Origin of the sequence: Baia soyae (genome assembly GCF_004341445.1) — a bacterium.
In the GTDB taxonomy this organism is placed as follows: Bacteria; Bacillota; Bacilli; order Thermoactinomycetales; family Thermoactinomycetaceae; genus Baia; species Baia soyae.
This window is the reverse complement of record NZ_SLXV01000001.1, coordinates 39,857-51,947: the sequence shown is the minus strand read 5'-3', so window position 1 is coordinate 51,947 and position 12,091 is coordinate 39,857. Positions and strand designations below refer to the sequence as shown.

Sequence of the window (12,091 nt, the reverse complement as noted above, 5' to 3'; positions counted from 1 at the left end):
TATAGAATATGATTTATAATATTCATCATATGTAGATATTTATGTTATGGAAACTCATGTATAGTCTAATTATCGATTTGATCTGGTGGAAGTTTTGGGAGTGAAATTCAACATGAGCCTATTAAAGGTGCAATTTCGTTATGTGTAACAAAAAGGCTCATTATTGGTACAGCTTTTCGATACGAAATTAAGTAACTAGAAATGGAATTGCACTATATCGTTCAGATGCTGGTTCCACGCCTATTAGAAGTTGGTAGCGTTTGGATGTAATATCCTGGACAAATGAAAAAAGCACCCTTGTTTTTGAGTGCTTTTTTCATTTGCTATTGAATGGTAATGGGTAATGGCTGTCCTTTTTGACATTGGGTTGTCTTTAGTTCGATTTTTTGTTCTTTAAGGTTGGTAAAGACGATTGGGGTGATGATGGATTTAGCGTGTTGTTTGACATAGTCGAGATCGAAAGTTACGAGCTCTTGTCCCGCTTTAACGTGATCCCCTTGTGCAATTTTGGCGGTGAATCCTTCTCCTTTTAATTGCACAGTATCAATGCCAATGTGGATGAGGATTTCCCGGCCGCTTTGGGAGCGAATGCCAATCGCATGCTTGGATGGGAATAAGTTTACGATTTCTCCATCTACTGGAGCTACTACGACTCCTTCTGTTGGATCGATCGCAAATCCATCACCCATCAACTTATCTGCAAAGACGGGGTCAGGAACATCCTTAATTGGTAAGACTCTACCTGTCATAGGTGCTAGGAAGATTTCCGTTTCAGACCCAGTCCCGATGGAACATGTCTCATTTGCCTTAACCGGACTTTCCACCTTATCTACCGGTTTAGGGGTATTCCCGGCTATAATGTCTTTCATTTGTTCCTTAATTTGATCGGACTTGGGGCCGAAAATCGCTTGCATATTGTTCCCAATTTCCATAACCCCCGCAGCTCCTAGCGCTTTTAATTTCGCCTTGTCTACTTTTGAAGGGTCTTGGACCTGAATACGGAGTCGTGTAATACATGCGTCCAGATGAGTCAAGTTTTCTTTGCCACCGAAAGCTTCTATCACTTCATAAGCGAGAGAATCAGGACGATCATCCGTATCAACCGAGTCGATCCCTTCTTCCGTCTCATCCTCCCGCCCAGGAGTCTTCAGATTCCACGTGCGAATCGCAAACCGGAATCCAAAATAGTAGACGACTGCGAAAGCAAGACCAACAGGGATAATCACCCATGAGTTTGTACTAATTTTCCAGTAAAGGAGATAGTCGATCACTCCCCCGGAAAAAGTGAGTCCTGCTTTTACGTTCAAAAGCGCCATGGTCATAAATGAGATTCCCGCAAATATACAGTGGATCGCAAATAATACCGGAGCTACAAATAAGAACGTGAATTCGATTGGCTCTGTAATCCCTGTTAAAAAGGAGGTAAGAGCCCCTGAAAGCATAATTCCTCCAACCACTTTTTTTCTTTCTGGCCGAGCTTCTTGATAAATAGCGAGCGCCGCCGCAGGTAAACCAAACATCATGAATGGGAATTTCCCCGTTAAAAATGTTCCTGCTGTAGGGTCGCCAGCGAAGAACCGGGCCACATCTCCTTTCACTACTTCTCCCGTGGATTTCACATACTCTCCAAACTCAAACCAGAATGGAGCGTACCAGATGTGGTGAAGTCCAAATGGGATCAATGCCCGCTCAATAACACCAAAGATAAAGGCTGATAAAGCAAGATTCGCATGTAATACCATGTGTGAAAATGCATCAATTCCGGCTTGAATAGGTGGCCACACAAACCCAAAAATAATACCGAGAACAAAAGCGGTAGCCGCTGTAACAATGGGTACAAATCGCTTACCCGCAAAAAAGCCTAGAAACGGCGGAAGCTCGATATCATGGAATTTCCGATATAATAAAGCCGCTACAACCCCGATGAGAATCCCACCAAAAACCCCCATTGAGATGGTTTTTATCCCTAGTACGGGAGTTGTTTTCAGGTGACGAAGAATGGCCATCTGTCCAAGCGTAGCATTCATGATTAAGAAACCAACCACGGCAGCTAAACCAGCTGACCCATCCCCGTTTGCTAGTCCGATTGCTACCCCGATCGCAAAAATGAGGGCTAGATTCGCAAATATAATATCTCCTGCTTGGGACATTAATCCAATTTCTAGCGCACTACCTATCCCTAATAGCAAACCTGCCGCTGGAAGAATCGCCACTGGAAGCATTAAGGATTTACCAATTTTCTGTAGGCTTCCAAATAGATTTTTAAACACCTTTTACCCTCCTGTTAACAAAAGACAAATTAGATTCTTGTATCATGTTGTTTATTTTGTCCAAGAATAGAAAAAGCATGAATGAGTGACGAATTCGTCTTGGTGCTCATTCATGCTTGGGTGTCTATTTACATCTTACAAAAAGCGGAAACCTGATAGCCAGTGGCCGCCATCTACAGTGATGCAATCTCCGTTGATAAAGCCAGCTTCTTCGGATAATAAGAACTTCGTAACGCTTGCAATCTCTTCCGGTGTGCCGAAACGTTTTAACGGTACTTGTCGTTCGACCATTTTATATGCTTTTTCGTCTTGAATCAGCTTATCAGTTCCACCTGTACGTTCGATTGGGCCTGGTGCGATCGCATTTAATCGAATGCCATACTTGCTACCCCACTCTACAGCTAGTGTCTGAGTCATCGCGAGTACGCCTGCTTTGGCAGAAGCAGAATGAACGACACCAGCCGCTCCAGTCCAAGCATATGTAGCCACAATGTTTACAATCGAGCCTTTAATTCCTTTTTCAATCCAATAGTTCCCAACTGTATTGGTACAATACCATGTACCATTTAAAACAATATCAATAACGGAGCGCCAGCCATTATTCGAAAGCTTTTCTGCTGGGACGACGAAGTTACCTGCCGCATTATTTACAAGATGATCAATGCTACCAAAGGTTTCATGGACCGTTTCGACCATCTCTTTTACTTTCTCTTCTTCTCTCACATCCAAGACAAAGGTTAATACCTGACCTGGAAACGTTTCATATTCCTTTTTCACTTCTTGCATACGCTCTTCATTACGAGCACAGATGACCACGTTCGCCCCCTCTTGACAGAAGCGCCCAACCATTGCTTTCCCCATACCGCTGCTTCCACCCGTGACGATGACCGTTTTTCCTCTCATCTTGCCGCCTCATCTCTATGAATATTGATTGTTTAAATAAATCTCTCACTTAAGCCTAGATGAGAGTTCTTCTCACGTCAAGGTAATGTTTCTTACTCCAGTTTGGAAGGTACCTATTTTTTTACAATTGATCTTTTCTTTATCTTTCTATAACATTTATAAAGACATCAAATACATACACCATGGAAGGAAGATATTTATCCGTAGTAACTTTCGGGTTCAATGGAGCCTATACGTAGATGCGAAAACACAAGAAAAGGCCATGCTTATCTTTCGATTAGTTTCAGAAGCAATTGATTTACCTCTACAAATTGAAAACTGTGAACCTTACTGGAGAAATCGCAGTCAATATGAAATTACATTTACAACAATGTGGGAAGATGTAACTCCTCCAGAAGCCGTTTTTCGAACATTAGCCGCCGCAGATACACTTGCATGGGAGTGGAATGTAAGGTGCCCAGTTGAATGGGAAGACGGATTGTTTGAATTTGGGGGACAGTCTGTTAAGACGAAATTAGCTAACTTATTATGGATTGGATTTGAATTAGAAAGAGAAGGCGCTCAAAAACAAACAATTCAAGAAGGCACTGTATACGAAACGAAAATCCCCTAGAGAGGGGATTTTCTTGTTTTCATTTATGATTTGCTATAACGTAACACAGGTTTCCGTGCCGCCATTACTTCATCAAGACGTCTCACGATCGTATGATGAGGTGCTTCTTGAACGACTTCAGGTGTTTCTTCTGCCTCACGAGCGATTTGGATCATCGCGTCAATAAATTTGTCTAACGTTTCCTTACTCTCTGTCTCGGTCGGCTCAATCATCAAGCATTCATCCACGATAAGCGGGAAGTAAATCGTAGGTGGGTGATAACCAAAGTCTAAGAGGCGCTTCGCCATATCCAAGGTACGAACCCCTTGATTCTTCTGGCGATTCCCTGATAGGACAAACTCATGCTTACAGTGCTGGGTAAACGGTACATCAAAATAAGACGCTAGGCGGTGCATCATGTAGTTCGCATTTAGCACGGCATACTCGGATACTTGCTTTAGACCGTCTGGACCCATGGTACGAATATACGTATACGCACGAACCAAGATACCGAAATTTCCATAATACCCTTTGATTCGTCCGATCGATTGAGGCATGTCATGATCGAAGAAATAGCTACCATCTTCACGCTGGCGAACCATCGGTTTCGGTAAATATGGAATTAAATCTTTCTTTACGCCTACTGGACCTGCACCAGGGCCACCACCGCCATGTGGAGTCGTAAAGGTTTTATGCAGGTTTAGATGTACCACATCAAATCCCATATCTCCTGGACGAGCATAGCCTAAGATCGCATTGGCATTGGCCCCATCATAGTAGAGGAGTCCGCCTGCTTCATGCACTAAGTCTGCGATCAATTTGATTTCTTCTTCGAAAAGCCCCAGTGTATTTGGATTGGTCATCATCAACGCCGCAGTATCGTTGCCAAGAGCTTCCTTTAATGCTTCTACATCGACTAAGCCCTTTTCATTGGAAGGGATTGTAATCGTTTCAAAGCCGGCCACAGTCGCGGAAGCTGGATTGGTACCATGAGCAGAGTCTGGCACGATCACCTTATTGCGCAAGAGGTCACCACGGTTTTCATGGTAAGCACGGATCATCATGAGTCCCGTCCACTCACCTTGTGCACCAGCTGCTGACTGCACTGTCACATCATCCATACCCGTAATCTCAGATAGATCCCGTTGCAATTCAAACAACAATTGCAATGCCCCCTGTGCGGTCTCCTCTGCTTGATACGGGTGAATCTTAGAGAATCCTGGGTAGCGAGCTACATCTTCATTAATTTTTGGATTGTATTTCATCGTGCAAGAACCAAGTGGGTAGAAACCGTTATCAATTCCGTGATTACGACGTGATAACTCGGTATAATGGCGCATGAGGTCTAGCTCTGCAACCTCTGGTAACTCAGCTGGGACTTCACGCATGAATTGTGCAGGAAGTCCTTCTGTTTCAGGTACATCGCTTGCAGGTAAGCTGTAAGAAATACGACCCGGCTTACTCATCTCAAAAATGAGTTGTTTCGCTGTCTCTTTGCTCATAGTAGTCCCTCCAATGCCACTGCCAACTGTTCAATTTCTTCTTTGGTGCGAAGCTCGGTTACGGCTACTAACATATGATTTTGATATTCTGAATAAGCCTTACCTAAATCATAACCACCCATAATTCCTTGTTTCAATAGCTTTTGATTGACCTCATCCACAGGGCCAGTTACTCTGATCACAAATTCATTAAAGAATGGTTTCTCATGAGCGATTTCAACTCCACTCACTTGTGACAAACGTTGCTTCGCATAATGGGCTTTTTTCACATTTAATGATGCTATATCCTGCATTCCTTGTTTCCCTAACGCTGACATGTAAACGGAAGCGGCTAGAGCCATCAGCGCTTGGTTCGAACAAATGTTAGAAGTTGCTTTATCACGCCTGATATGTTGCTCACGAGCTTGTAGGGTTAGTACGAAACCGCGTTTTCCGTCCTCGTCCACGGTTTGCCCCACGATACGTCCTGGTAAACGACGCATCAATGCCTTAGTTGTCGCGAAGTAGCCACAGTGCGGACCACCAAATTGCGGAAGAATTCCAAGTGGCTGTGCATCTCCTACTACGATATCCGCCTTAAAAGCACCTGGAGGTTGTAAGACTCCTAAAGAAAGTGGGTTAGAGCTTACAACTAACAACCCTTTGTGCTTATGTGCGATTTGCTCAATTTGGCCGAGGTCTTCCAGATTTCCGAGGAAGTTTGGATACTGAACGATAACCGCCGCTGTATCTTCATCTGCAACTCCTTCTAAGCAAGCTAGATCGGTCACTCCATCTTGCAACGGAATCTCGACTACTTCATAGCCAAGTCCTTTTGCGTTCGTCAATAGAATTTCACGAGCTTCTGGATGAACCGCTCTGGACACAACTACTTTTTTCTTCTTCGTATGAGAAAAAGCGAGGGCAGCCGCTTCTGCTAGAGCAGTTGGACCATCATACATCGAAGAATTCGCTACATCCATGCCTGTTAGCTCGCAAATCATTGATTGAAATTCAAAGATAGCTTGTAGCTCGCCCTGACTAATCTCTGGCTGATAAGGAGTATAGGCTGTATAAAACTCTGAACGGGAGATGACATGGCTCACTACACTTGGTACGTAATGCTCATACACGCCTGCTCCTAAAAAGGAAGCATATTGATCCAAGTTCGCATTTTTCCCCGATAAACGTTGCATATGCTTCACTAGCAATGGTTCTGGCAATGCTTTCGGAATCGCTAATTCCCCATGGAAACGGACATTTTCAGGAATCTCTGCAAATAATTCCTCTGTTGTCTGGACTCCAATCGTTTCCAGCATTTCCTTCCGATCTTGTTCTGTCATTGGTAAATAACGAAATGTCATCCTCTTCTCCTCCTTCAATCCGTAGATGCTATTTTGCTCGTTTGTAGAAAGGCGCTTTTACAATTTTCGCACGCACACGCTTCCCACGAATTTCAACCTCTACTTCTTCCCCTAAAACAGCAAATTCACTTTTAATGAGCGCTAAGCCAATATTCAATTTTAATGTAGGAGATTGCGTTCCGGTAGTTACTTCACCAATCAACTCTCCGCCTTGATAGACAGGATAATGAGTACGCGGGATTCCACGATCGATCATTTCCAGTCCAACCAATTTCCGAGGCGCTCCTTGCTCTTTTTGCAAAGCGAGAGCATCACGACCAATATAGTCCCCTTTATCCACTTTTACCGCAAAGCCCATTCCCGCTTCGATCGGAGAGATGGTAGCCGAAAGCTCTTGTCCATAAAGAGGTAACTTTGCTTCAAAGCGCAACGTATCCCTAGCTCCAAGTCCACAAGGCAAGAGACCGTCCTCTTTCCCTGTTTCGAGGAGTAGGTTCCATATAGCAGGAGCCTGTTTGCTTTCAAAATAGAGCTCAAATCCATCTTCACCTGTGTAACCAGAACGAGAGATAAGAATCGGAACTCCGCCAATCATGACATCATTTAGAAACGTAAATGGACGCAGACTACTCAGATCTTCTTCTGTAAGGCGTTGCAGAATCGTTTCCGCAAGCGGTCCTTGTATCGCAATTTGCGCAACCTGATCTGAAATATGTGTAACCGTTACATCCCCTGTCGTATGCTGTTGAATCCAATCCACATCTTTATCGATATTTCCTGCATTAATCACGAGGAGATACTTCTGTTCGCCTGTGCGATAAACCAATAAATCATCTACGGTACCGCCATCTGGATAACACATTAACGTATACTGAGCCTGCCCGATGGCAATCTTAGATGCATCATTTGTCGTAAGCTTCTGAACTAAAGCGAGGGCATCTGGGCCTGATACTTCCACTTCTCCCATATGCGAGACATCAAATAATCCAGCACGAGTACGAACCGCCTCATGCTCTTCTTTGATGCTCGAAAATTGAACAGGCATTTCCCAGCCGCCAAATGGGACCAATTTCGCTTGATCCTTGTACGCGTCAAATAGCGCAGTACGCTTTAATTGCTCCATGACCAGCACCTCCAAATAAAATAGACAGAGCCCTGTTCTTTGTCGCACAGTCTCTGTCATGGAACCTGAGAGTTCACCTGAATGCACCATTCAAGTTGCCCCTTGGGTGGCTCGTGATCATGACCAAAGCATCACAAGCACTCTCCAGAGTGGCGTCCAGCAAGCCTCCTTTTGCCTGAGAGATTCACTTCTTTATCAGAAGTTTGCTCCTTCGGCGCCGTCGATCAAATCGATCAACAGTCTCTCCTCTCACCTTCATTCGCCCGAACAATATGTATCTGTCACGTATATTGTGCCACATCTCCCTATACATTTCGATACATTTTTGTCCCAATATCCGGCACATACGATGAACGTATGAAATGAGGTTTCTTATGCATACTAAAAATTGGATAATATGTATATGAAAGGCGGAATGATTCTATGTTTTCTCTACCGATCCATTACGATCGAAGTTGGCTTTCCCAGATGGAAAAAAACATTGAACAAGATACCGGGTGGTCTAATTGGGAACGTTTTCAATTAGCCTTAGAAGCAGCCCAAGCGCAGGTGGTCCCTGCCTTTGACAGTATCCTTAGCTTGCAGCAAATCTATGGATTCGAACCTCTTCGCCATCAAATCGACGTCACTCGGCAAGTGATCCATGAGATGAGAGGGCGCGCGATTCTAGCAGATGAAGTGGGACTAGGTAAAACCATCGAAGCAGGACTCATTTTAAAAGAATATATCATTCGTGGACTCGTAAAAAAGGCCTTAATTTTAGTGCCCTCTTCTCTAGTCTTACAATGGACAAGAGAGTTAAATCAAAAATTCCAGATTCCAGCAGTGGCACAGAAGAAAGCATGGATGTGGGATAAGTACGACATCATCGTCGCCTCGATGGATACAGCGAAAAGGGAACCACACCGTGAATTTGTATTAAATAGTGAATATGATCTCTTGATTGTAGATGAAGCTCATAAATTAAAAAATCGACGGACAAAAAACTGGCAGTTTATTAACGAAGTGAAGAAAAAGTTTTGTTTGTTACTTACCGCTACTCCTGTACAAAATGAGATGGAAGAGTTATTTAATCTCGTAACCCTATTAAAACCAGGGCAACTAGGACGAGAATCACAGTTTAATAGTGATTTCGTAGAAAGTAAGCGAAAGGCCAAGAATGAAGAACAATTACGGGATGAAATCAGCCGTGTCCTAATTCGAAATCGGAGACGAGACGGGGATCTAAATCTAACAAAACGCATCGTTCATACGATCCCAATCAATCTAACTCCAGAAGAGCGTGATTTGTATGAAGGCGTGACCGAATTTGTCCGGTCTAGGTTCCAGAATGGAGCAGGCGATCTCAAAAGTATGCTCTCCCTCCTTGTCTTACAAAAAGAGGTTTGTAGTAGTCGTGATGCCGTCTTCCATACCCTCTTTAAACTATTTAAGCGGGGCGAAGAAGGAAACGAAGAGATTTCCCCTGAAGTGGCGCATCTTGTAGAATTACTTCGCAAGGTGAAAACTTCTTCTAAAGTAGAGGAAGCAGTACATATTATTCAGCAAATCCCGGATAAAGTCATCGTTTTTACAGAATATCGGGCCACCCAAGAAATGCTTATTCGCGCCTTACAACAACAAGGCATTTCTGCTGTTCCGTATCGTGGCGGATTTAATCGAAACAAAAAAGACTGGATGATGGAGCTGTTCCAAAAGCGGGCACAAGTGATGGTGGCCACAGAAGCAGGCGGGGAAGGAATTAATCTACAATTTTGTAGCCACATTATCAACTTCGATATGCCGTGGAACCCGATGCGAGTCGAACAGCGAATCGGACGCGTTCATCGACTTGGGCAAAAGAAAGATGTAAACATCTATAACTTCTCTACTTCAGGAACGATTGAGGAACAGATTATCTGGCTCCTACACGAGAAAATCCAGCTATTTGAAAGTGTCATCGGTGAACTCGAAACCATCCTTGAAAAACTGGAATCCGAAGAATCACTGGAACAAAGCTTGATGAAAATCGCCCTTACTTCCGAAGATCCACATCAAATTCGCAACCGCCTTCACACTCTTTCGAATCAATTTCATCAGAAAAAAGATGAAGTGGTTCGTACCAAACAAGAACAGGATGAACGATTCTATGGATCAACAACAAGTTAGATCTTTTACTGAACGATATCTTCAATATCAACAGTGTCAGGTGATCGAATCTGCCCCCTCACATATCTATACTCACCTATCGATCGAAGCAGACAAAGATTTGCTAAATCGTCCGATGTACTGGATGTACGTAGAACGCATGGGATTGCAACCAAACCCAAGCCATCAATGCTTTATCTTTGATGCAGAGAACCCTCCAGCTGACCTAAAAGGGGAGTATGTCTTTTATGGTTGCCCCAGATTTACCCAACTTCTCGATTCAGCCCAAAAGCATGGTAAATTTGTGAGAGTATACCAAGACACAGGCGTCTTTGGCATGGTAAGTCGCCAAACCAAGCCGTACTCTCCATGGTTAGTAATCAATTTCTTCGTTTCTTTCGTCTGTGATCGCAAACGGGACGAGATCTGGTCCTTAGGGATTGATCTGCAAACAGGGGCCATTCAGGAACAGTTTGATGATCAAATCAAGAACACCAACTGGCTTAGCCGAATACCCGCGAAACGTTATACAGAAGAAGCGAATATGTCGATTTCAGAGGCTGTGGGGGAGTTGGAGTATTATTTGCAGGATCGACTGCAAAATGGAGAACTTACATGGGCGATGGAGGCAGAAGAACGACTCCAGCAAGAGCTTGCACAACTGGATCTTTATTTCCCGGATGATGCGAGTTTAAGTGAGGAGCAGATTAAATCGAAGCAAGATCGCCGGAGAGAGCTTGTTTGGCAGTATCACCCGAGGGTGGAGACGCGGTTGATTAATGCGGGTCTCTTTTATCGGGATAAGGTGTTTCGATATCAATAAGAAAAACACCTGATATTGGTTGTTAATATCAGGTGTGAAAATAAATCTCAACAAATGAGAAACACACTATCCCAATCAGGGTCATAATCATGAATCAAACTAATGAATACAAGCGCAATCCCTGCTACACCGCCTAAGAGTCCAGCATTGGTATGGTTCATCTTACCTTCATTCATCGGAATGATATCGTAAAAACGAAGAGGAGCGTCTTTGTCGTACATGCTGATCATCTGATCGATTAGACGATCTCGATGTTCTTTCAAATCCTCTACTCCAGTATCAACATACATGCGATGCGTTAATTGTAGTAATCCTAGTAAACCATGACAAAAAGTGGGTGAATCGATTCCCCATATTTCCTGTGGACGTTTAAACGTAGCTAGGTAAGACTCGATTGCAACCTGTTTGTAGTCTTCATTCTCTAAAGCCCTTCCTGCTAAGTAGATAGATCGAGCCACGCCTGGAGAACCGTAGCACCACGCTTCACGGTGTTGTACTTTATCTACCATCCCTGCTTGGTGACCCTCTAAGCTAATTCGGTACGTCCAAAAGGGTCCATAATCATCCATCAGCTTCCATTGTAATAACCAGTCCGTAATACGACGGATCGCTTCCTTCTGTCCAGGTACTTCCACTCCATGTAGAGATGCGAGCGCTAATAGAGCTAGTGGTCCGGGAATGCCGTGGGCCAAGCCACTATTAAAGTTACCGTTTGGGTATTCTTGCTTTTCTTTTTCTAAGAATTGATTCTTCTGTGGCACATGCCATCCAGGGACTATCTGCCCGTTAACCTCTTTATACTGACTCAAAAGAACTAAGTAATGTAGGATTTCTTCTAATGATTTTCGCAACCCTGCATGTTCTTTTTGTAATAATAAGTATCTGCCAATTCCAGTCCAGCCTTGAATCACATCAAATTCCTGCATACGAACGTTGTCTTGTAGATTGTGAATGGATTGTTCGAGCATCGCTGGATAGCACTGCAGATAATATTGATGCAATTGCTCCAATAGATGCTGATATCTTTGCCCACCTTGAGACAGGGATCGAGCCGCCATGGCCATACTGATAACCCCGCCCCAAAGCGAGAGAGAATGAAAACCAGTCTTTTGAACCGACTCTTGTAAGGCCCGAAGATGCTGATATCCATGCTCATCCCAGGTATCACTAGGGAAAAAACGATCCATCTCACCCATAAGTAGACAGATACTCGGATATCCGTCCGCTAAACTCCCATCTTCCCACGAAAAATGCTTTCCACTCCCTAAATCAATTTCATTTCCCTTCGCATTTACGGTTTGAATCACTTTTTCGGGATCTTTTAGGAGATCAGCTAGTTCTATCAGAATCTCTTCTAATTTCTCATTTTGCTCTATATAGATCGTCTTCGTCATGATTCATCTCCGCT

Annotated in this window: 9 protein-coding genes and 1 riboswitch; of the genes, 3 read left to right on the top strand and 6 right to left on the bottom strand. The window is 43.7% G+C overall.

Going from position 1 to position 12,091, the window contains the following annotated elements; genetic code table 11:
* Nucleotides 1-323: 323 nt before the first annotated feature.
* Nucleotides 324-2,270, bottom strand: coding sequence for a glucose-specific PTS transporter subunit IIBC (gene ptsG / locus EDD57_RS00215; protein WP_131847164.1), 1,947 nt, complete (start codon nucleotides 2,268-2,270; stop codon nucleotides 324-326).
* 135 nt (nucleotides 2,271-2,405) lie between these two features.
* A complete protein-coding gene (fadH, locus tag EDD57_RS00210; protein ID WP_131847162.1) occupies nucleotides 2,406-3,173 on the bottom strand; it encodes a 2,4-dienoyl-CoA reductase in 768 nt (255 codons plus the stop codon).
* Between the two features lie 262 nt (nucleotides 3,174-3,435).
* Here fadH and EDD57_RS00205 point away from each other — a divergent pair, with 262 nt between their 5' ends.
* Nucleotides 3,436-3,786 carry a hypothetical protein gene (locus tag EDD57_RS00205; protein ID WP_131847160.1) on the top strand — a complete coding sequence of 117 codons (351 nt, stop codon included), beginning with the start codon at nucleotides 3,436-3,438 and terminating at the stop codon, nucleotides 3,784-3,786.
* A 23-nt stretch (nucleotides 3,787-3,809) separates the two neighbouring features.
* Here the strand turns inward: EDD57_RS00205 and gcvPB are convergent, their stop codons facing one another.
* From gcvPB to gcvT, 3 genes are read right to left on the bottom strand one after another with little or no spacing between them, the layout of a single operon-like run.
* Nucleotides 3,810-5,267: an aminomethyl-transferring glycine dehydrogenase subunit GcvPB gene (gene gcvPB, locus EDD57_RS00200; RefSeq protein WP_131847158.1), complete on the bottom strand. Its 1,458-nt coding sequence runs from the start codon at nucleotides 5,265-5,267 to the stop codon at nucleotides 3,810-3,812.
* Nucleotides 5,264-6,610 carry an aminomethyl-transferring glycine dehydrogenase subunit GcvPA gene (gene gcvPA / locus EDD57_RS00195; RefSeq protein ID WP_131847156.1) on the bottom strand — a complete coding sequence of 449 codons (1,347 nt, stop codon included), beginning with the start codon at nucleotides 6,608-6,610 and terminating at the stop codon, nucleotides 5,264-5,266. Before gcvPA ends, gcvPB begins: the two co-directional genes overlap by 4 nt.
* Nucleotides 6,611-6,638: 28 nt before the next feature.
* A complete protein-coding gene (gcvT, locus tag EDD57_RS00190) occupies nucleotides 6,639-7,733 on the bottom strand; it encodes a glycine cleavage system aminomethyltransferase GcvT (RefSeq protein ID WP_131847154.1) in 1,095 nt (364 codons plus the stop codon).
* Between the two features lie 153 nt (nucleotides 7,734-7,886).
* Nucleotides 7,887-7,992, bottom strand: a riboswitch (glycine riboswitch).
* 164 nt (nucleotides 7,993-8,156) lie between these two features.
* Here gcvT and EDD57_RS00185 point away from each other — a divergent pair.
* Entirely contained in the window at nucleotides 8,157-9,881 is a 1,725-nt protein-coding gene (locus EDD57_RS00185; RefSeq protein WP_131847152.1) for a DEAD/DEAH box helicase, read from the top strand.
* Nucleotides 9,862-10,683, top strand: coding sequence for a YqhG family protein (locus tag EDD57_RS00180; RefSeq protein WP_165873610.1), 822 nt, complete (start codon nucleotides 9,862-9,864; stop codon nucleotides 10,681-10,683). The genes EDD57_RS00185 and EDD57_RS00180 overlap by 20 nt, the downstream gene beginning before the upstream one ends.
* A 47-nt stretch (nucleotides 10,684-10,730) precedes the next feature.
* On the opposite strand, the gene EDD57_RS00175 is transcribed toward EDD57_RS00180, so the two are convergent.
* Entirely contained in the window at nucleotides 10,731-12,077 is a 1,347-nt protein-coding gene (locus EDD57_RS00175) for a lanthionine synthetase C family protein (protein WP_131847148.1), read from the bottom strand.
* Between the last annotated feature and the right edge of the window lie 14 nt (nucleotides 12,078-12,091).